This window comes from Sporosarcina quadrami (genome assembly GCF_014836615.1).
GTDB classification, from domain to species: Bacteria; Bacillota; Bacilli; order Bacillales_A; family Planococcaceae; genus Sporosarcina; species Sporosarcina quadrami.
In genome coordinates, this window is sequence record NZ_JACSQN010000005.1 from 180,802 (window position 1) to 201,879 (window position 21,078).

Consider the following 21,078-nt stretch of genomic DNA (forward strand, 5'->3'; position numbering starts at 1 on the left):
AATAAAAAAGGATGATGCATTGTAGTGCATCATCCTTCCACTTTACTTATACAATAGTTATTCGTTTTCAAAGAATGCTTTGTCAGTGTTATACTTTGCGCGCATTGTGTTGATAATGTACGTTTCATAAATTTCACGCTCCATCGCATCTTCTACAACGATGACAGAGATTTTGTTAATTTCATCGCGGTGGGCCTTTAGTGGCGAAACGCTGTCTTCAAGGTGTTTTTTCACACGTTGGCGAAGCTTGCGTGCCTTAGCTACTAAAAGAAGCTCATCTTTCTTGTTGAAGAATAAGATGATGCCGCCTTTGTCGCGCGGTATTTCATGGATATCGATAAAACCGTTAATTGATTTGATTGGCGCGTCATCTGCATTCATTTCTTGCTTTCGTTGCACAATTGTAACTTCAGTTTCAGGTATTGTAATTGAAATCATTGTTAGCTCACGTCCTCTTCTTTTGTGAACTTAAATCGTACCATAAAAAGACGTAAATTGCACTTTTCCTACAAGATGACAAACAAAGTCACTTCGAACGTAAAAGTGATAGAAGTCTTATACTCCCGCTAATGGTCAGTTTGTAGTATCTTCTGCTTTCCATTCATACACTAACTGTATGAATGAGGAAAGGATGTTACGTGTGAATGATTTCCCAGTAACGATTCAAACAAAGAAACTTCCCCATGCCGCAACAAACGTGAATGTCTACTATCCGTCAGTAGTAGGGTTGACCAATTACACGGTACAACAAAAGATTAACCATACAATTATTAGCACATTAAATAAAATGCTTATAGACCAATATTTTTATGAGAGTTACTTAGTTGAAATGCTCGCTAACTTTGAGATAAAGACCAATGAGCGCGGCATTCTAAGTTTAAACTTAATCGTTTATTCTTTTACAGGCGGAGCGCATGGCATGACAGTTGTTAAATCGCTGACATTTGACGTTAAGACAGGCAGGCATTTTTCATTAAAAGAGCTGTTCAAGCCAGGAAGTGATTATGAAAAAGAAATTAATATGATTATCCGTCAACGAATAAAAGACTGGGATATTCAATTACTGGAACCGCCGTTTAAAAGTATCCGGCCCGATCAGGATTACTATATAGCTGATGTGACGCTCGTCGTCTATTTCCAGCTATATGAAATTGCGCCATATGCATCAGGTTTTCCGTACTTCCCTATTCCTATTTTGGATTTAGCAACTAATATAAAAACTGAAGGACCACTAAATACGATGATGACATTCACATAAAAAGCGTGCAGAGAGACTCATCTGCGCGCTTCTTTATTTCTGAAATAAACCGTTGCTGTTCCTAACAAAATGACAATTACAAATACACCAATCCACACGATCCAACTACGATTTACCCCTACCTCTTCTGCTACTGTATCAATTTTCTCACCTTCACCAAATACTTTCAAATCTTCAGTCGCATTTGCAAGCTGCACAGTGCGATTACAAATGCTAGTCGTTAAAGACTTGCTATCATACATGCCGTTGCTTGATGCATAGACAAGGTAACTTTGGCCGACTTCAAATGGAAATCCGCAATCTGCTTCATTATTTCCTGTTGTAATAGCCACTTCTCCGCTTTCAATGCCTTTCCAACTTTCATCCACTTTGAATTTTACAGTCCTGCCGTTACCGTTTATAAGCTTCATATTATCAGTGATTTCGATCACTTCACCACTGAATACGGCATTTGCCTCATTCAATGCCTGGTCTGGCGGCGGAGGCATTATACAAGAGCAAGCTACAGCATCTGTCGGTTTCCAAAGAAATAAGGTAATCGACAATATAAGAAACGGCAAAATTAGACGCTTATACAAATTCATCTTCCTCTCTATCCTTATACAGAGTAGACGGAAGTATATGACAACTAGTTACACTCATAAAAAAATTTTCAACATAGTCGATGAATTAATGTCTTGTCGTTATTTTTAGGCGAATTGACATCTGGGGAAATAGCGTAAGCTTCCATTTGTGTATCATCAAACGGCTTCAACATATTCCCCAGGAAATGACTTTCGGTGTTTTTCGGATTAAGCCAAGCCGATTCATCTTCCTTTTTCAATATGACTGGCATCCGATCATGGATTGGTTTCATCAATTCATTCGGTTCAGTCGTTATTGCTGTGCATGTATGAATTACGTGTCCTGTAGGTGATTTCCATGATTCCCACAGTCCAGCAATGGCGAATAAGCCGTCTGTTTTCAGTTTAATGCGCATCGGAATCTTTTTTCCATCTTGCCTTTGCCATTCATAGAAAGAATCAGCCGGTATGATGCACCGTTGCTTCAAGAAAGCTTTTCGGAAACTTGGCTTTTCAGCGATAGTCTCTGCGCGGGCGTTAATCATTTTATACCCAATTTTTTCATCTTTCGCCCATGGCGGTATTAGTCCCCATCGCAAATGGCCAAGACGATTTTGAGTACCATCATTAATAATAGCTGCCACTTGTTGGGATGGGGCAATATTATAGCTTTGAATATAGTCACTTTCAGCAAAAGCAGATGCAATGTCGAAACGTTCAATAATTTCAAAGTAAGGGGCAAATAATGTAAAACGACCACACATGTAGCATCCTCCTCAATTTGTCGAGACTATTCACTTAATCGTATCACGTATTTGCGGTAGAATCATAGTAGGCACGTTAGAAAGGATGAATACAGTTGCAACGTACATTAATAATTAGTGATATCCATGGGGAACTGCAATTATTCGAAGAGCTACTACAAATTAGTAATTACAATCCAAAAAACGATCAATTAATTCTACTAGGTGACTATATCGACCGTGGTCCACAGTCAAAAGAAGTGCTCGAAAAAGTGATTCAATTGAAGGAAGAAGGGGCACTCGTCTTAAAAGGTAATCATGAGGATATGATGGTGAAATCACTCGTTTTAGGTGAAGAAAGAGCATGGAGAAATTGGACAGGCCGCAATGGTGGTAATAAAACGCTCGAAAGCTATGGTTTTGTTGCGAGTGAATTTATCTTTAATGAAGAGGATACTTTCGTGAAACCGGAACTACATTCAGATCTGTTAGATAAACACCTAGAATTCATACAGAATTTAGATTACTACGTGGAATGGGAAGATACGATCTTTGTTCACGCAGGTGTTCATCCAGAGAAAAAAATTGAGGAAACCGATCCGTATGAACTCATATGGATACGAGACGTTTTCCATAATGGCTACGCAGGAGAAAAGACAGTCATATTTGGCCACACGCCGAGCAAGAACTTACATAAAGATGAGAACGATCATTCAATTTATATTGGTGAGAACAATATTATTGGAATTGATGGTGCTGCTGTCTATGGCGGTCAGCTCAATTGTCTTGAACTGCCTAACCGAAAAGTATACGCTGTCTCCAATTCAAAAAAGCAACAATAAGAAAAGCCGGACTCTTCATGAATCCGGCTTCAATATATTATTTCTTCTTCTTTCTGCTCGCCTTTTTCTTAACTTCTTTTTCAATGTTTTCAAACCGTCTTATATCACGCGGTCTAACTGTAATTGGTTCTTTACTCAACAGTTTGGCGAGCGAGAACATGAGAAGTATGAGGAATAATGTAAATGGCAATGCAGAAACGAGTGATGCTGATTGTAACGCTTCTAATCCTCCTGCATACAACAATACTGCTGCGATTGCAGACATTAAGAAGCCCCAAATCATCTTCACCATTAATGGTGGAAACAGACTTCCTTTCGTCGTCATACTTGCCAAAATATATGTCGCTGAATCAGCAGACGTTATGAGGAATGTGAAAATTAGTATGATTGACAGCACTGACATAAGACCCGTTAACGGCAAATGATTAAGTGTCTCAAATATTGCAGATGTCACATCCGCGTCAACTGCTTCAGCAATCTTCGTGCCATTATTCAAATCGCTGTATAACGCTGTCCCACCAAGTGTAGCAATCCACATACACGCAAATACAGGAGGGATGACCATAACGCCCGCGATGAATTCACGGATGGTTCGACCCTTTGAGACCCTCGCAACAAATGCTCCGACAAACGGTGACCAAGCAATTGTCCATGCCCAGTAGAAAATTGTCCATTCCCGAACCCATGAGCCGCCTTGATAAGGTTGCAGACGTAAACTGTAGCTTATGAAGTTATTAATATAATCTCCGATTGCCAATGTGAAGCTTTCAAGTATGAACACTTTTGGTCCGACAAAAAAGAAATAGACTAACATTGTTATGGCCATTCCAAGATTAAAGTTCCCTAAATACGCAATTCCTTTGCTCAAGCCGGTTGAAGCAGAAAGCATATAAGAAACAAACAATATCGCAATAATCACCATTTGAGTCGTAAATGAGCCTTTAAAATTAAACACATATTCAAGTCCACCACTCATTTGCAGGACACCCATACCAAGTGAAGTTGCAATACCCATTACAGTTGCTATGACTGCAAAAGAGTCGATACCTGTTTTCAGCACTTTATTCGAGCCAACTAATGGTTCAAGTGCAGTTGAAACTAAGCCATCTTTCTTCTTTCTAAACTGTAAAAATCCGATAACTAAACCGACCATTCCAAATATGGCCCATTGAGAAATACCCCAGTGGAAAAATGAATAGCCCATTGCAACACGCGCAGCACTTTCTGATTGCCCTTCAACTCCGCTCATCGGTGAAGTGAAGTAATGGCTCATCGGTTCTGCAACACCCCAGAACACGAGTCCAACACCGAAGCCTGCTGAAAACAGCATGCCAATCCAAGTAAAGAAAGGATACTCAGGACGTTCTTCGTCTCCACCTAGACGAATCGCACCAAACTTACTAATGGCAAGCCCAATTAAGAATACAATAAGGACGAATACGGTCAATAAATAAAACCAACCGAATTTAACTGTTGTGAATGTATATAATCGATCAGCAACAGCACCGAAAGGCTCGTTAAACACTGCTCCTAGAACAACTAGGATTAATATGACGATGGATGATACTAAAAACACTGGGTTCTTCCAAAACTTCCTATCCAAGACAAAATCGACTCCCATATTTAAATTATTTACTTAGCTACATACCCTAAAAACTGATATACTAATCAACTTATTGGGAAAGAGTATATAGCAGTTAGTCCCCCATTTCTATGATACTATTTTACAAAACTCCTAATGAACAATCACAAAACGGCTATATCCCAAGTGTTTGTAGGGAATAGCCGTTAAGTCATTAATTTTTGGGCATCGCAATTTTTTGATCTTTCGGTAATGCCAAACCGACTAAACCGATGAACGGCAAAAATGATGCGATAACCATAGTCGGGTAAATACCGATAGTATCCATCAATTTACCGAATGCAACAGCTCCGATTGCTCCCATACCAAACGCCAATCCTACAGTAAGCCCGGCCATCGTACCGATTTTACTTGGAACAAGTTCCTGTGCATATGTGACCGTAACCGAGAAACTGAGCATTATGAAGAACCCGATAATAGCCAATAGCGGCCCAATTATCCACAAAGGAACGTGAGGCAACAAGAGGCATAATGGCAATGGAACAATTAAAGAGAGGACGATGACGTTTTTCCGTCCAATACGGTCTGCAAATGGACCGCCAAAAAATGTTCCGGCAGCGCCAAAAGCCATGAATAGAAATATGTATAGTTGCCCTGCCGCAATTTTTAGCTCATACTCATCCATTAAATAAAAAACATAGAAACTCGTCACATTTGTTACGTAAAACGATCTAGCAAATATGACAACGAGCAATAGAGTTAATGCGATTCCTATTTGCTTTTTAGTAAGCTCTCCAATAGAAGAGAGGATAACTTTCTTGCGTTTGTTCTGTTTTTCAAGTTCCAGTTGTTTTTTATACCACGCAGAAATCTTCGATAATATGTAGATGCCAAGTGCTGCGACAAGAACGAAAAAGGCGGCACCGATTTGTCCAAGAGGAACTAGCACGAATGCGCTGATAAGTGGTGCGAGCGCTTGTCCAGTATTTCCCCCCACTTGATAAATTGATTGTGACAATCCTCTTTTATTCCCCGCTGCCATGAAGGAAACGCGTGAGCCTTCGGGATGGAATACGGCAGAACCAAATCCAAGAATGATGACGGATAATAGAATTAGCCAATAACTTGGAGCAATCGCAAGACCTCCTATTCCAATAAGAGAACAAGTCATGCCTATTGGAAGTGCATAGGGCATGGGTTTTTTATCACTAAAATAACCTACGACAGGTTGAAGAACGGATGCAACCATATTTAATGCGAAGAAAATAAAGCCCAGCTGGGTAAACGTCAACCCTCTTTCCTGTTCTAAAACTGGGAACATCGCAGGAATGACCGCTTGCAACGTATCATTCAGTAAATGAGTTGCTCCAATTGCGAACATAATTGGATAAACCGGATTTGAAAAATCTTGAATCTGTTTCTTTTCAGACAAATGAATCCCCACACTTTTCAATTAAATTAACACAATATGTACAGTATACAGCATCAATAATCGCGGTGGGAGATAACTTGCACAATTGCTTTGATCAGTTGCCTAGAATATGAATAAATTTATTAGTTTTCGTTATGATCGAAAAGTTTTTTCAGGATGTTCAAAAGACATTAATTTGGGCAGATTGGTTCTACACCTTTCGAAAGGATTGAACCCACTATGTTGCTTTTTGGTAATATATCCATAATGGCTCTGTTTCCTGTCACACTTCTTTTATTGACAATGGAAATTGTTTTTTCTTCCTATAAGTCGACATCAAAGATCTGGACTACTAAATTGGCAGCCGTCAATTTAATTATCAATTTATTTTGGGTTACGATAATTATACTTCTTCTACTTAATCCTATGATTATCCATCCGTTCTTATCAGATTTACTGGCGTCCATATTTAGCCGATCACCTGAAGATATCAATACGCAAGTAATGATGATTATTTTCGCAGTTGGCCTTCTATCTTTAGCTACCACGATCATTGATTCTTATGTCGCTTTCAAAAAATCAAAAACGGACAAATCGATAAACACTTCTGAAATGGAATAAGCCTTTTTAACAGCAGCTCTAGATGATATGTTTATCTATCGACCTTTCGGGAATAAAAAGAAGAGACAAGCACTATTCAATTATTCAGGAGGTGTAGTACAATGGCTAAAATTGCTGTTGAAAATCCGTTTGATGATGTAAAAGTGGCATTAGAGGAAAAAGGTCATGAAGTGAAGATGTTCGAAAGTGATGAAAATGTAAAAGGTTATGATATGGGAATAGTCAGAGCAATTAGTGACGTGAATGTAGACCAATTTGATTTCCCTGTCGTAGGTATCCATGGCAACTCTGTACAAAATGTTGTGAATGAAGTGGAAGAACGCTTAAATCGCTAATTGAACTTAATTAATGAAAGACCGGATCCGATATGGATTCCGGTCTTTCTTTTATTTCGTATCGAGCACTTTTTCTGATCCCGCCACTACGACTGCTGCAGATGCATCTCCTACGACGTTGACAGAAGTGCGCATCATATCAAGGACTCGATCAATTCCTGCAATCAATGCAATTCCTTCTAGTGGCATATTGACCGAAGTCAGCACCATTGCAAGCATGATCATGCCCGCTCCAGGAACACCCGCTGTATCATAAAATGCATTATAACAATTCGACTGCTAACGCGGTCGTTTTTTATATCCCCAAAAAGTATTCAAGCAATTCTTCCGTCCGATTTTTTAATCGCGCATTCAAATATCTGCGTTGATCCTCTCTACCGTGATACACAAATATATAAGTTGTAAAGGTATCTTCGGTTTTGCCTTTAATTAGTTTCAATTTGTTCGATCGCATATAATCTTGCGTTGTCTTAATTTCTATTTGCACTCGGTCTATCGCCTGGTCGATTAATTTTAAATAAGGTCCTTTTATTTTGTAGCTGCCATTCTCCACAATCTCTCTGTCATTTGACAGTATCGTCAACAACATAGGTAGATAAATCATGTTATCAAAGTAAGGCAATGTATCGGATGGTATAAGCACTAAATCACCCTGCTTTCTTTGACTACGACGGGAACTAGAGCTAGAACGTTATCAATAGTGAAAGTACGATTAGTTTTGCGTAAGTAGCAGTAAGCACGAAAAGATAACTCACCCAATTGAATGACTTTAATACGTCGTTTACTGACTATCCCATCCTTGGCCATATACATCATATCTAATACTTCCCCATAACTTACCGACCGCACTAATGTTTTACGCACAACCGTTCCCCCTTTTTATTTTTAATTATAGAGAACAATTGTTCTTGTTGCAATTGGAATTAAATATTACCATTCCAACCAATTAGGAGCATTGTAATTTTCATTGCGATAAATCTGCGCTGTAGTATCTTGTGCAGCAGTAAATAGCACTGCAAACAGATTACGGACTACCCCACGTTTATAAGCATGAATAACAGACAGCACAGCATCACTGTATAGCCTCTCATTGCTCTCAAACATTATTGACTTATCAATACTAGCTTTGCCTCTCAATAGCGTTCCATACGCTTGATAGAGGTCGTCTAAATCAAAGTATGGTGATAACAGGTCATAAATATAAGCTGGCATCTTATCACGTAATCCGCGTTTAATATCGGCTTTCACTTCTTCCACATTCTTGACCACTTCTTTTTTATCGAAATCTGCTTTTCTAGTATCTAGTGTATTACTTGAATTTAAATGAGTATCGGAAAGAGCTTCTTTGCTGTGACATTCCGGTGTGACATTTTCTTTTTCGACAACTACAAATACGATCGCATTGGATGATTGGCGCTTATCACCTTTATGTCTAAACAATTCATGTTGAACGATAATACCAAGTGATTCGAGCGCATTACAAGCACGTACAACTGTCCTACGTGTTACCCCAACCATTTCAGCTATCTTTGATTTTGATAGATAGCAGACACCAGGATACTTGCATGAATAACGATGAAGAACGTCCAGTACTGCAATTGTGGAAGGCGTGAGTTGATCTCTATACTGAGCACGAATAGCAATTGTATTTGCATTAAGCTCGTCCACACTGCTAAATGGTTGCAATGAGATATATGTAGTTTCTGTATTTAACATTGTAGACATAGCGGTCACCTCACTTTCATTCCTAGTTTTTTATGAGTAGTTAATCCCCAAGTTTTTTAAGCATTTCTTGCATGCCAATTCTTTGTTTTTCATCAGTTCCGATTCCTCAATACCAGTTTCAAAGAAATCGGTCATCTGACTGTATTTGTCGCAAATACTATTATCATTGATAAAAGCATGATATTTAACTTTAGGATGAATCCAATCATGGTCGGTTAGATTGCTCTGAATGACCGGCAGTTGCCAGACTACATTCTTTACCGCATTCTGTTTCAGCCATTGCTCATCAACCCACAGACGAGCACCACACTTCATGCATTTGTACAAATACTCTATATAAGAAGCATCAACTTCATCTGGCACATCCACTACTTCATACTCACCTATAAATTCGGCTAGGGTTTTCACATATTCCTGTGGATGACAGCTAGGGCAAATTTCGTTTATGTATTTGCTTGGTTCATACATGTCGATTCCTCCTAGTGATTTCTTATTCCTTAAATTCATAATAAACCACCTTGAGATATATAGCAACTATTTTATGAATTATATTCATATTTATTTCTAATGTGTGATATAATACATTTAACAACGATAATAAAGGAGTGGTTAATGTGGATTTAACGAAGGAAATTAAAAAACTGTTAGTTGATAAAGATATGAATGCAACTCAACTGGCTGAAAAAATCGGAACAACTCAATCGAACTTATCCAAGAAGATGGCGAATGGCACTTATTCGGTCACTGATTTAGAAAAAATTGCAGAAGCGTTAGATATGCTGTTAGAGATAAATTTCAAAACGGACGACAGAACAGAAGTATAAGGACAAATAAAAAAAAGCGCCCTAATCCAATTAAGGACAGGGCGCTTATTACAGTCATCTTACTTATTAGATTTTCATCATATCATTTAGCCTTTACATCTTCAACTTTCGGCATGCTATTTCTCACGGACGTGCCTGCACCGAGTGCCAACAGATCGGCATCCGTAATACTCTTGTCGTCCAGCTTAGTCTGCCACACTTTGTTGTAGCCTGCAGCAATCGCCTGGTCGACAATCATTTGCCGTCTTGCCTTACTGCCGAGGTTGAGTTCTGTTTCATCTTTTAGGGCTGGACTGGAATATGCAGTGTCGTCCTTTGTCGATGCAACTGGACTAGACAACCTAGCCCTCACAGTGTCCATTTTGATTCCAGGACAAGACGTGTTAGTGCCTGGAAACTCATTATGGCCAAGTATATCTTTTGGTTGTAAGTTGAATCGTTTCATGGCAATTTTAGCGCGCTCATCAAATGTCTTTTCCTGCGCGTCCGTAAATGATCCATTACCGACAACACAAATATGATAGATGGATGTATTCTGGTTGGCTACACCGTTTGTAATCTCTTCGGGGTCGTAGCATAATTCCACATCGCCATTACGCAAGATAATCTCGTGATAGCCACCAGTTCCCCATCCACGGGTATTTTTCCAGTGTGGCCAGAATGCGTCCCAGTTCCCTGTCGCCGTTGCAGAATGATGACGTGCAATCTTTTTAATTGCCGATAATGGACGTATGCCGTTTGTACGTGGTGTTTTGTTTCTGATATCGATGACAGCCATTTTATCTCAATCCTTTCTTTTTAGGCTCCTGGTATCGCATAGCCTGGTCACTGTCATCCACACCATCAGTAGTCGGATCAACCACGACACCGATAATGACAAGCAATCCAAATACTGCGTTTATAAAGTTAGCAGCCTCTTCACCGATTAGATCAGCGGCTAACTCATATCCGAACCAACCACTGACAATCTGCGCAACCAATAAAAAAGCCGGCACCATGGCCAGCCAGAACATCTTATTCTTGATTCTTACTTTCCAATTGATTTTCATGTTATTACCTCCAGTATTATTTAACGAACGTTTGAATTAACACATACAAAATACTTCCCGAGCCAATCAGCTTGAAAAGTATGTCGCTCCATCTTTCGACTTTGGTTTTGGACAGCTCATGTTTCATTCGTAAATTGTCATGGCGCTGTTCATCCCGAGTCTTGATCAAATCCCACTGCTTATCCATGTTCGTCAAGAAAAAAGAGCGCATTTCCCGATTTTCTGAAACGATGGTAGTCTCAAGCCTTGTGTAATTTTTTTCGACTTCTTGCAGACGCTCTTCTTTTTTCTTATCTTCTTCCTCTACGAGTTTTAATCGTTCGTGCTTTTCTTCGTCAAACTTGAGCAGCTGAGTAATTTTGTCACTATGTTGATTCAGACGCTCGTCTTGTTTATTTAAACGATCATCTTGTTTGTTGATTCGCTCATTTTGGACATCTAAACGTTCTTCTAACGGCATCTTTACATCCTCCATTCTTCACCTCACGACCCCTTTTCTCTTTATAGATAAAATAAAAAGAACGCCAAGTGTGGACGTTCATCGAATAATATTATTTTTTTCTTTCAATTTATCGTTTTCATCTTGGAGTTCCTCAAACATTTTTTCAACTTTACGAATTAACCTTTGTTGATGTAATAAATTCACTTCACAAGATAAGTGATTCAACAGTTCTCTCAATACCTGATTATTATCCATCCGAACCGCCTCCTGAATTCATTATATCAACCATTTTATGTTTAATCACCCTCAACTCCCGAGCCACCTTCTGACGCTGTTGCAATGCCTGCTTCCGGTTCGTCTCGGGAATCTCGTATTCAAGCTGCCTATACTTCTTGCGTTGCGTATCGAATAACTGTTTTTCTTCCCATGAGCTCACATAAAATTCTTCAATCTCACCTGCATCATTCTTCCGCAACATCTTAATACGCAACAGTTTCAACCTCGCTTTCGTAGGTAGATTCCAAACGGACGTCTTCATAGCCTTTGCGTTTAGCTTTGATTTCATAAGCAAACGGGATATTGTCACCTTTTACGGTGAAACGATCAGACTGTAAACTGTCGGGTTCAACGTAGATTTGACCAGGGCCATATGGCGTTAAAAACACTTCATACTGGATATCCGTGTTGACGGTCTCGGCAAATAACGAATCAATGTGGATGACACACTCGCCGTTCGCCACCTGTCCACGTCCGATATCTCCAAAGTAGTATTCGGCTGTTTCATAGGCAGAGACGTTCACTCTTCCGTGTGACGTTGGGACAGAAGCGTTTTTCGCTCCTTGAACATCCAGATTACCCCTTATGCCAACACCCCCGCTTAACGCCCAAATCTCCAATTCTCCGCCGTTACTAGTCATTACAGCACGGTTATTGTATGCGCTGATAATAAAATCAGCAGATCCCGAATTGAATCTTATCGTTGCATCGTTATTCCAGCCCTCAGGGTTAATAGATACTTTACCATTAGCATTACTGGCTTCAAATTTTGCGCCGCCCATATATATTCTTGGCATTAAAGAATTCAAGTGCGTTTGAATGACAAATCCAGTCATGACTCCGGCAAGTAATTTATTTGTCGTTACCGAATCATTATAGAGAGCTCCACCATTTATCATAGTGGTATTTGGATACTTCCATAGATTGATTTGGTTCGATGCGCCTGTTGCTTTTCCGTCTGCACTCGCGGCAAGCGTTTGAGCCAACCTCGCCATTTCTTGCGCGACATGTGGGTCATATCCGTTTTCGAAGGTCGTTTCCCCGCCTACTTTGATATTGTTGGCATCCAGTTGGCCGATGGCACCTGCAGAAAGATTAAAACCATCAGCAGTAATTGCTTCGTCAAATGTCTTGCCGCCATTTTTACTAATACCAAAACCGATAGATGTCCACGAAGTCAGTTTATTAGGGTCACGCGGATCACGTGCGATAATCCCATTTGTAAATTCTAATTCCGTCTGTGCCGACTGCAAAGCTAATGTTGCCCGTTGTACGGCATCATCAAGCACATTAAACGGTAACTTTTCCTTACCTTCGAAAATACCATCAATGCGGTCTTTTGTTCGTTGGAAATCAGCTATACTGTCGACTACACTGCCCCGGATATTAGCAATCGTAAATTGGTTGGATTTCGGTTCTTCGGGAAATTCGATGATTTCAACAATGCGCGCATTCAGGTCTAGATTCAAAGGTTCGTAAATGGTAAATACGTCATCTCCCAACTCCACCTGTTCCGTGTTAAATCCCGCTTTTTTCAACTCGACAGCTTCCATTGTAATGCTAATTTCGGGAACATCTTGTAAGTCATTCTGCAAACGGTCAAGCAACCCTGGATAGGTTGTATACCGTTCATCATAAACAGGTTTTGCGTGTCGAATTCCATAAAACTCATGTAAAGGAGAAAGATATTCAGCTGTAACGACATAGGAACCATCTTCATTTTGTTTGCCATATCCTCTGATGTAAGTCGAAAGGTTACTACTATCAACGTTCAATTCGATAGTCTTGATATTATGTTTGTATCGAAATTGAATATCCGTCTTGCGTCCAATTTGGCGACGGAAGGTTAGGTGCTTGCCGTTTATTTCGACTTCTGCACCAAAACGATTCAGCGCAGTCTGAATGAGTGCCAGTGAGTTGTCATCTCCGAAGTTCTCGAATGTGACTGACGGAAAAGAATCGACGACCGCATAGGTGTAACCTGTACTTTCCAAGGCGTGTGCAATACACACAGGCAATTGTTTAGCGCCGGAAATCGTGTTGTACTGATACTCGTCCACAAGATCGAAAAAGATATGATCTGCTTGTATCTGTTTTACAGGAGTATTGCCGATTATCTTTTCGGACATCTTCTTAATACGGTATTGCTGCCCGTCATAATCTATCAAACTTTCCTCCACAGCTAATGTGTAGGAATGCTCATTTCTTTCAGTTTTAAATAACAAAAAAGAGAGCGAATACTCACCATTCACTCTCCGTTTTCTTTGAAGCGACTTATAATCGGTCAGTAATTCGCTCCGACCATCAATGTGTGTGACTATCATTTAATCACCTGTCTTTCCTATCACTGTTTAATCAGGTCTTGTTTTCCTTCCGCTATTAAAATAGCATCAACGTCATCCTGGTACCGTTTGTAAACAGAGATGCTGAAAACATACTCATATTGCTGACTACCTTCCATGATTTTTAACGCGATAAACATTGCCATCACAAACTACCTCCCATTAAATTTGGTATAATATCAAACATTAATTCCTCTATGACTTGTTCTTGCAGTCTTACTTTTTCCTCCAAGAGTTCCATTTCAGTCGGTTCGACAGGATGAGGTTTAACAATATCCTCTATCTCTTCTTGCGTCGCCCCTTCTATCCATTCAACGCCTGTCCATCTTGCTTTGATTAATCCGTGTGGTGGTTCAGATACTATAAAGCGTTCACCTAATTCTTCTACCGGATTCCCATCAGTATTGAAAACGACCGGGATAGTATCAACTTTAAATCCTTCATCATCTATTTCATAAACTTGTCTATATGACACGAGAATCCCTCCTTTTTATCCCACGCTGTATACAAAATCGAAATAGAAAATCTCGTTTGCGATATAGGCCACAGCTCCGTTACTCCTTACCTGCACATGCTTTCCGGTAGAGGACATCGCGGCAGTTCCTCCTTTAGGTCTGTAGCTAAACGGCATTGTGGTCATATAATTCCCAGCATTGGTCGATTCAACAAATCCTCTGAAACAAACTAAATCCCCGACTTTTTTGTACTGTAAAAATCCGCCTGAAGGAAATGACCATCCCGCTCCGAGAGTTGCGTTTATCCATCCGGTGTCGGGAAGAGGGCCGATTTCAGTCCAGGTTGACCAAACTCCATTTGTGCATACACGTTGGTATTGTTTATTCGATCGCCAATCAATTAACACTTGAGTAACCCACGAATTTTTATCATAGGACATTACAAATAAAGCGCCGTCTGTTACGCCAGCAGGTAACTTTCCCGAACTAGACGCCGCGTAATAGAATCCAGTTGTCTTTGCAGTATCCGCATCGGAAGTTGTTCGGGATGATAAATTCGCTCCCAAACCATTCTCCTTCGCAAAATTAATAGCGTTGACCTCTGCGTTATTCCATTTCGTTTTTTCCTCCTGCTTCACATGAATCTCCGAGTTACCAGTATGACTGCTCAACTCCTGCTTAGTAGCCAGCCCCGTCAAATCCGGGTCAGGAATCACAATTTCGACATTTCCCGTTCCATCCGGTAATTTGCCATTCACACTGGATACCGCCCCGACGTCCTGTCCGTTGTACTTTAATTTTCCTGCAACATCAGATAAGGCATCCAGTACAGGCATGTTACTATGTGGTTGATAATCACCTGCAGGCAATGCTCCCACATCAGCCGCAGTCAATATGACGGCGCCTGTTTTATTGTTGACGGATGCTACCAATCCTGAATCGAAGATATCCTGCACGGCATCGCCCTGACGTTTAGCATAGTCGCCTTGTTCTTGCGTGTAAATAGTAACCGTTTCTGCTGTCATAGCCGCTCTAACGGCTTCATCTGCACCTAAATTAGCCGCTTGTGTTGCATCAACAACTGCTATTTTTAATGCAGACAGATTGGCAGCTTCAAGGTTCGCGTTTCCTGCCGCTTGGTCAGCCGCTATTGCTTTTTCATCCGCATACACGCCTTTTTGTTGGGCAAAGTCACCTTGTACATTTGCGTAATCACCTTGGGTCTTTGCATATCCACCTTGTGTCGTGGCATATAAGGCTTCCTCGTTAGCGTGTGTTGCAGCTGCATTAGCGTTATCGCGCGCAACGGTTAAGCTTTCAATAAATCCGCCGCCGATCAAATCTTCCACGACTGTATTCAATCCGGCTTCCATGTTTGTAATATCGATGCCGATTTGGCTAAAGTTCGCGTTTAGATCGTTGCGATAACCTCTGTCTAAATTAACGTTGATTGTTCTATATCGTGCCACTTTATCACCGCCTAAATATTAATTTGAAGGATTCCCCATTCTTTTGTCGAAACAAGACTATAGAATGAATGGGGGTGAAAATATTGTCTAATGAAGAAAGTAATGAAACACCAAAGTTGCTGAGTGATAGGATTGACGCAAGAGCTTTAACAGTAAACATCTTTTATGATGCGATTGAAACGTTGAAATCCGGAAAGATTGAAGGAGTTTCAATGGGCCAGGATACACAACTAGTAATTTACACAACATTCGGTACGGTAACGGGTCAACTCATGGAAGATGAATATGAGAATGACGCTCAATTAAATAGTGCTGCAATGATCCATGAGATCTTTATGAAAGTGAGAAACAAGCAACTAATAAGCTTGGAAGAAGAAGGTGTTAATAGGCTTGTAAATGACTCAGGATACATTCCTATAGTCAATGCTCAAATTACACCTTTCGGTAATCCTAACAACGTACACCGACTCGGCTATTTCTTGCTCTATCCCGATCAAATAACCGGCTTAACTTTTGGACAGTATCAGCAAGATTAATATTATCGGCAACCTCAACATTAATTGTTAAAGTCACTGTGTTTGCAGTGGCTTTTTCTGTTTTAGCTTTACCCATCGTTTACACCTCCTAGATCGTATGGAATCTAAATTCAAAGGAAATCAAAAAAGAACCACTCGCACCGGTTATGGTGAAGTCGTTCCATCCTTTTTCAAGTGTTATTAATTTCCGATTCGTTTGTCCGAATATCGTCAGACTGTTCTTCAATGAGCGCACGCCATCCAGCAAGATTGTATCGTTTGTGGAGGACGTGCCATTAAATTGCCATTCGTCACCTGTTGTAATGTTACGGATTTTCAATTTGTCCGATGCGCCTTGATACTTTATTTTCAATGGTATCCGCCGCGGATCAATAGGAATGTCCGAACCGTTGTAGATGCGGAAGGTTGACGTGTTGTGCGCATAGACTAAATCCTCCGATATGACACCTTGCCCGACTTGCCACTTTTCAGCCGTGAATGTGAACGGGTCGAGCGTGGTTCCGTAGGATTCGGCATAAGCAGATGGAGAAGTAAATTCAATTTCCAACTTCCCTGTTCGAATGTTTACCCGCTCCGGTGTAAACGATGTTGCCGTTTTCACCTTCCATCTCTTGCGAGGTTCGTATTTGTCGATAATGTAAAAATGTTGCCTGGCATCGAATAAGCGAAACACTTCATCACGCAATAATACATAGTCGAACTTATCGACCGCTTTAAGCATGAATGTACAGCGCATCGTCCGACCTTCGAAAGTCGTTCCAGTATCGATATAACCGTCTCTTCCTTCCATACTTTCTTGTGAGTGGCGAGGGATTGGAGAGTCGACTGTGAAGGTAAGAGGGACTAGACCGAATGATGCTAAGTCGTATCTTGTCCCGTCTATTTTTTCGATTGATATACTCATCTCTTCTTCACCCCGATGTAACGTAATTGAGAACTCATTTTGTTATCCATTTTTGTATCTACTACATCAAATACCGCTTCACCGATTACTTGGCCGTCCAGGTAGATCGGAGCAGGTTGGATGTGGATGACTTGATCGGCGGGCTGATTACTTTTGTTTAAGTTGTCCGTGAATCGAGCAGCCTCACCTGATGCCCTCGCCCCAGTCTCATAAGCGGGAAGATTGTTCATTGCCTTCAATATTTTCTTGGACTCATCATGCGTAAAAACTTCATATCCCGCAGGACGATTGTACATTCCAAAATTCAACAATTCCCACTTGTTCCCCATACGGCCAAGTTCATAACCTTCCTCACCTGCGATAAATTTCCCGCCTGGATGGTAGTCTGTTCCGGTTGCGTAACCGATCGGCATGGGACCTGTTTGGATATTGACGGTCTTATTGACGCTTGAACCGATTTGGCTATTTAAAGAAGCGATACTTGGATTCGTCTTGACGTTTACTTCTTTGTAAATCGTCTTTCCGGCAACAACGTTCATTTCTTCAAGTTTCCGACGAGCTTCATCAATTTTCTTTTGCTGATCTGTGAGTTTTTTATTCTGCTCATCGTATTCTCCGCCAACTAGACCGCCGGCTTTTCTCATCTCTTCAAGTTTCTTACGTGCTGTATCGATATTTCGTTGTTCTTCATTCAATTTCGAGATACCTTGACCACGTTCAGCTGTGATGCCTGCTTGTAGCAAAATCATCTCTTCATATTCGCCAATCAGACGGTCAAAGGCCGCAAGTTCCTTATTTGTTTCTTCAAGGGACTTCTGCTTCTTTCCTATTTCTTTCTCGATTTTATCGACTTTATCTTGTGCTCGGAAAACTGCATTATCAGCGAGAATAGCTTCTTGTTCGCCCCACTTGATCATTTGATTTAGCTTGTCCAATTCAGAACCTGTTGCAGTGGCTGCACGTTCACGTAGTTTTGCGAGTTCAAGATTCTTTTCATTAAGTTTACCGACGGCAGTAGTCACATCGTCATTCGCTTTGGATCGTTTCTTTTCGTCTTCTTTTATAGCTTCCGTCAGCTTTTTTTGATTGGTGAGTAAGCCTTCTTGCTTTTTAATTTCTGTGGAAAGCTTCGCATACGTATCATTCGTCAATCGCGTTCTTTCTTCTTGATTCAGCTTTTTCAATTCTTCCAAGACATGAGTATAGGCATTCCCTTGTTCTGAAATAGCTTTAGCTGTGGATGGGGCTTTCTGAACCAACGTATCGTTCAATTCGAGGAATCTGCCCATTTCATCGTTCGTCAGACCGGATTTCTCAAATAACTTTTGCTGTTCGTCAGTCAAAGTTTTGATGGCTTCTTCAGACTTAGCGTTTTTCAATTCAGACGAGATGTCCATAAAACGCAGCATTTCATCAGTAGATAACTTGTTCTTTAATTTCAATTGTTCAAATGCCACAATCGTTTTATCGAGAGTATCTATTTCTTCTTTTCGTCTTTCAATTGACTTCAAAGTAGTATCAAGACTTTCGTACATTGCTTTGTCCAATGCGTATACACCGACAGCAAGTGCGCCTATTCCCAATACTGCCAATCCGACAGGAGTAGCTGCACCAGGTCCCATTAATGCAAAACGACCAAGCATACCTCCGCCGCCCGCCTTGCCTAGTGTGGACATGAGTTTACCGCCTACACTAACGACGCCACCGACAGTAGTTGTCAATCCGCCAAGAGCGATTGATGCGGGACCGACAGCAGCCACTAACGCTAATAATTTAATAATGGTCTGTTGTTGGCTTTCATCCATTTCAGAAAAAGCGATTGCTCCTGCTTCAATTTGCCGGATAAACGGCTCAGCCGCATCGATCGCACTCATGAGCGCAGGAATCAATGCGTCGCCTAACGAGATGCCGATATCTTTTATTCGGTTCCACAAGATTTTCAATTGTGATTCGGTTGTCTTATATCTTTCTTCCGCTTCTTTTGTGAGTGCAATGTTTGCGTCCCAGGCTTCAGTGGATAAGTCAACCGCTTTTGCAAATAACTCACTTGCGCCACCAGCACGCAATAAAGAGTCACGCAAGCGGATTTCTGTGATACCCATTTCTTGAAGCATTTCAATAGCAGAACTTCCTGCTTCTTCCGCATTGGCTAAACCATTTATGAAAGCACCAAGTGCGCCGATTGCATCTTTCTCGAATGCTTTCTTAAACTCCTCACCCGTCATACCCGCAATTTTAGCGAAGTTTTCAAGGTCAGCTCCTGACTTCACGAGGGCAGATAGTTCCTTTTTCGTCATGCCCATATCTTCAGCCAGATACCCGAAAGCTTTACCACTATGGGAAGCCATCATTTGTAAATCGCGAAGTGAAAGACCAGTCGTACTCATGAGGTCGTTCATCTTTTTAAATCCAGAAGAGGTGGCGACTTGCATATTGACCATGACACGGGATATTGCCGATCCACCCATTTCTGCTTCGATTCCCACAGATGAGAGAGCAGTGGCGAGTGCCAAGATATCTGCTTCGGACATACCTACCTGGGCTCCAGCTCCAGCAAGTCGTAATCCCATATCTACGATTTCACGTTCAGTCGTAGCGAAATTATTACCGAGTTCAACTACAACAGAGCCTAACTTATCAAAATCCTTTTGAGACATTTGCGTGATATTTGCAAATCGTGCCAATGCAGTCGCCGCATCTTCTGCGGACATATTTGTTGCCACGCCCATATTAATCATTGTTTTGGTGAAACCCTCGATTGCGTCGTTTTGAATGCCAAGCTGTCCGGCTACTTCTGCAACGCTCGCAATTTCAGTAGCAGCAGCAGGGATTTCTTTTGCCATATCTCGAATAGCGCGGGATAGTGATGCGAATTCCTCTTCGGTCATGTCGACGGTTTTGCGGACGCCTGCGAATGCAGATTCATAGTCTGAAGCCGCTTTAAATGCAGCTGTTCCAATCCCTACAATCGGAGCTGTCACTTTCATTGAGTAAGTTTTCCCGAAGTCCGTCATACTTTTTCCGATGGACTGCATTTTGTCGCCTGTTTCCTGCCATTGTTTACCCAAACGTTGCAAAGGGTCTATTTGCTGTTTTATTGCGCCATTCACACGTTCTAGTTGCTGTTCTGTTCGATTCATTGCCGCGACCGACTTGTTATACTCGTCGGACAGTTTACGTGTTTGGTCTGAGTCCTCGCCTTTCACACGCTTCGATTCTTCGTAACGCTTCCGTAATTCTTCAACTTGTTCTTTTTGAGTTTTTAATGTACGCGTGAGAATATCTGATTGTTCACGAAGCCCCTTCAAACTTTGGCTATAATCTTTACCGCTGGATTTAGCCACTCCCATTTCAGTCCTGAGACTCTTCAGGTCGTTCTTAAATCCTTGTAACGACTTTACGGACCCTTCATCTTCCCACGATAATCTGGTGCGGAGCGTACCGACATCTTTACTCGCCAACTACCTCACCTGCCTTTATATAAAGAAAAAAGCCGCGTTAAAGGACGCGACTCAAACCTAGATATGCGGATCACCGCCTGGTCTACCAAATATCTGATAGATAGACCTCTTTTTCACGAGGAGCATAATCATCAACCTCCATGAGTTCATTAAAAAAGTGAACGTCTAACTGATCAATTTCAGTCATCGTCCACTTGGGGGCATGCGGTTGTTTGGGGAACATCATGTTCCGATAAAGTT

The 21,078-nt window shown here is 41.0% G+C and carries 25 protein-coding genes and 1 pseudogene; 6 read left to right on the forward strand and 20 right to left on the reverse strand.

Features of this window, described 5'->3' with window-relative positions; genetic code table 11:
- Positions 1-57: 57 nt before the first annotated feature.
- Positions 58-438 carry a nucleotide excision repair endonuclease gene (locus H9649_RS07305; RefSeq protein WP_191694075.1) on the reverse strand — a complete coding sequence of 127 codons (381 nt, stop codon included), beginning with the start codon at positions 436-438 and terminating at the stop codon, positions 58-60.
- Between the two features lie 193 nt (positions 439-631).
- On the opposite strand from H9649_RS07305, the gene H9649_RS07310 reads away from it, so the two are divergent.
- Positions 632-1,258, forward strand: coding sequence for a DUF3298 and DUF4163 domain-containing protein (locus H9649_RS07310; RefSeq protein ID WP_191694076.1), 627 nt, complete (start codon positions 632-634; stop codon positions 1,256-1,258).
- A 17-nt stretch (positions 1,259-1,275) separates the two neighbouring features.
- Here the strand turns inward: H9649_RS07310 and H9649_RS07315 are convergent, their stop codons facing one another.
- Both H9649_RS07315 and H9649_RS07320 read right to left on the reverse strand, forming a co-directional pair.
- Complete coding sequence (locus H9649_RS07315) at positions 1,276-1,842, reverse strand: hypothetical protein (protein WP_191694077.1); 567 nt, start codon at positions 1,840-1,842, stop codon at positions 1,276-1,278.
- 68 nt (positions 1,843-1,910) lie between these two features.
- Entirely contained in the window at positions 1,911-2,585 is a 675-nt protein-coding gene (locus H9649_RS07320; protein WP_191694078.1) for an SOS response-associated peptidase, read from the reverse strand.
- Positions 2,586-2,680: 95 nt separating this feature from the next.
- Between H9649_RS07320 and H9649_RS07325 the strand changes: the two genes are divergently transcribed.
- Complete coding sequence (locus H9649_RS07325) at positions 2,681-3,406, forward strand: metallophosphoesterase family protein (protein ID WP_191694079.1); 726 nt, start codon at positions 2,681-2,683, stop codon at positions 3,404-3,406.
- 37 nt (positions 3,407-3,443) lie between these two features.
- On the opposite strand, the gene H9649_RS07330 is transcribed toward H9649_RS07325, so the two are convergent.
- Both H9649_RS07330 and H9649_RS07335 read right to left on the reverse strand, forming a co-directional pair.
- Entirely contained in the window at positions 3,444-5,009 is a 1,566-nt protein-coding gene (locus H9649_RS07330) for a BCCT family transporter (protein WP_404828717.1), read from the reverse strand.
- 193 nt (positions 5,010-5,202) lie between these two features.
- A complete protein-coding gene (locus H9649_RS07335) occupies positions 5,203-6,369 on the reverse strand; it encodes an MFS transporter (RefSeq protein WP_191694186.1) in 1,167 nt (388 codons plus the stop codon).
- 270 nt (positions 6,370-6,639) lie between these two features.
- Between H9649_RS07335 and H9649_RS07340 the strand changes: the two genes are divergently transcribed.
- Together H9649_RS07340 and H9649_RS07345 are read left to right on the forward strand one after the other, a co-directional pair.
- Positions 6,640-7,020, forward strand: coding sequence for a hypothetical protein (locus H9649_RS07340; RefSeq protein ID WP_191694081.1), 381 nt, complete (start codon positions 6,640-6,642; stop codon positions 7,018-7,020).
- A 101-nt stretch (positions 7,021-7,121) separates the two neighbouring features.
- Positions 7,122-7,355 carry a YkuS family protein gene (locus H9649_RS07345; protein WP_191694082.1) on the forward strand — a complete coding sequence of 78 codons (234 nt, stop codon included), beginning with the start codon at positions 7,122-7,124 and terminating at the stop codon, positions 7,353-7,355.
- 51 nt (positions 7,356-7,406) lie between these two features.
- Here the strand turns inward: H9649_RS07345 and H9649_RS07350 are convergent.
- The 4 genes and pseudogenes from H9649_RS07350 to H9649_RS07365 all read right to left on the reverse strand — a co-directional run.
- Positions 7,407-7,604 (reverse strand): annotated as a pseudogene (locus H9649_RS07350) (cation:dicarboxylate symporter family transporter); the annotation flags it as partial.
- A gap of 46 nt (positions 7,605-7,650) precedes the next feature.
- Complete coding sequence (locus H9649_RS07355; protein ID WP_318241662.1) at positions 7,651-7,998, reverse strand: hypothetical protein; 348 nt, start codon at positions 7,996-7,998, stop codon at positions 7,651-7,653.
- Between the two features lie 287 nt (positions 7,999-8,285).
- Positions 8,286-9,080, reverse strand: a complete 795-nt coding sequence (locus H9649_RS07360) for a helix-turn-helix domain-containing protein (protein ID WP_191694083.1) — start codon at positions 9,078-9,080, stop codon at positions 8,286-8,288.
- A 30-nt stretch (positions 9,081-9,110) separates the two neighbouring features.
- Positions 9,111-9,548, reverse strand: coding sequence for a hypothetical protein (locus H9649_RS07365; RefSeq protein WP_225229733.1), 438 nt, complete (start codon positions 9,546-9,548; stop codon positions 9,111-9,113).
- A gap of 146 nt (positions 9,549-9,694) precedes the next feature.
- On the opposite strand from H9649_RS07365, the gene H9649_RS07370 reads away from it, so the two are divergent.
- Positions 9,695-9,904 carry a helix-turn-helix domain-containing protein gene (locus tag H9649_RS07370; RefSeq protein ID WP_191694084.1) on the forward strand — a complete coding sequence of 70 codons (210 nt, stop codon included), beginning with the start codon at positions 9,695-9,697 and terminating at the stop codon, positions 9,902-9,904.
- An 82-nt stretch (positions 9,905-9,986) separates the two neighbouring features.
- Here H9649_RS07370 and H9649_RS07375 read toward each other — a convergent pair whose 3' ends face one another.
- From H9649_RS07375 to H9649_RS07415, 9 genes are all read right to left on the reverse strand, one after another.
- Complete coding sequence (locus H9649_RS07375; protein ID WP_191694085.1) at positions 9,987-10,682, reverse strand: peptidoglycan recognition protein family protein; 696 nt, start codon at positions 10,680-10,682, stop codon at positions 9,987-9,989.
- Position 10,683: 1 nt separating this feature from the next.
- The gene (locus tag H9649_RS07380) at positions 10,684-10,953 is read right to left on the reverse strand and encodes a phage holin (RefSeq protein WP_191694086.1); all 270 of its coding nucleotides are present in this window, start codon (positions 10,951-10,953) and stop codon (positions 10,684-10,686) included.
- A gap of 16 nt (positions 10,954-10,969) precedes the next feature.
- Positions 10,970-11,413, reverse strand: coding sequence for a hypothetical protein (locus tag H9649_RS07385; RefSeq protein WP_191694087.1), 444 nt, complete (start codon positions 11,411-11,413; stop codon positions 10,970-10,972).
- 78 nt (positions 11,414-11,491) lie between these two features.
- Positions 11,492-11,650: a hypothetical protein gene (locus tag H9649_RS07390; protein ID WP_191694088.1), complete on the reverse strand. Its 159-nt coding sequence runs from the start codon at positions 11,648-11,650 to the stop codon at positions 11,492-11,494.
- Positions 11,643-11,885: a hypothetical protein gene (locus H9649_RS07395; RefSeq protein ID WP_191694089.1), complete on the reverse strand. Its 243-nt coding sequence runs from the start codon at positions 11,883-11,885 to the stop codon at positions 11,643-11,645. The genes H9649_RS07390 and H9649_RS07395 overlap by 8 nt, the downstream gene beginning before the upstream one ends.
- Positions 11,875-13,995, reverse strand: coding sequence for a phage tail protein (locus H9649_RS07400; RefSeq protein WP_191694090.1), 2,121 nt, complete (start codon positions 13,993-13,995; stop codon positions 11,875-11,877). The genes H9649_RS07395 and H9649_RS07400 overlap by 11 nt, the downstream gene beginning before the upstream one ends.
- Positions 13,996-14,015: 20 nt before the next feature.
- The gene (locus H9649_RS07405) at positions 14,016-14,159 is read right to left on the reverse strand and encodes a hypothetical protein (RefSeq protein ID WP_191694193.1); all 144 of its coding nucleotides are present in this window, start codon (positions 14,157-14,159) and stop codon (positions 14,016-14,018) included.
- Positions 14,159-14,488 (reverse strand): hypothetical protein, encoded by a 330-nt coding sequence (locus H9649_RS07410; protein ID WP_191694091.1) that lies wholly within the window; start codon positions 14,486-14,488, stop codon positions 14,159-14,161. Before H9649_RS07410 ends, H9649_RS07405 begins: the two co-directional genes overlap by 1 nt.
- A 15-nt stretch (positions 14,489-14,503) precedes the next feature.
- On the reverse strand, positions 14,504-15,937 hold the full coding sequence (locus H9649_RS07415) for a pyocin knob domain-containing protein (protein WP_191694092.1): 1,434 nt from the start codon (positions 15,935-15,937) through the stop codon (positions 14,504-14,506).
- A gap of 83 nt (positions 15,938-16,020) precedes the next feature.
- Here H9649_RS07415 and H9649_RS07420 point away from each other — a divergent pair, with 83 nt between their 5' ends.
- Positions 16,021-16,473, forward strand: a complete 453-nt coding sequence (locus tag H9649_RS07420; protein ID WP_191694093.1) for a hypothetical protein — start codon at positions 16,021-16,023, stop codon at positions 16,471-16,473.
- 88 nt (positions 16,474-16,561) lie between these two features.
- On the opposite strand, the gene H9649_RS07425 is transcribed toward H9649_RS07420, so the two are convergent.
- Together H9649_RS07425 and H9649_RS07430 are read right to left on the reverse strand one after the other, a co-directional pair.
- Positions 16,562-17,377, reverse strand: coding sequence for a phage tail family protein (locus H9649_RS07425; RefSeq protein WP_191694094.1), 816 nt, complete (start codon positions 17,375-17,377; stop codon positions 16,562-16,564).
- Positions 17,374-20,838, reverse strand: a complete 3,465-nt coding sequence (locus H9649_RS07430) for a phage tail tape measure protein (protein ID WP_191694095.1) — start codon at positions 20,836-20,838, stop codon at positions 17,374-17,376. Before H9649_RS07430 ends, H9649_RS07425 begins: the two co-directional genes overlap by 4 nt.
- Positions 20,839-21,078: the final 240 nt, after the last annotated feature.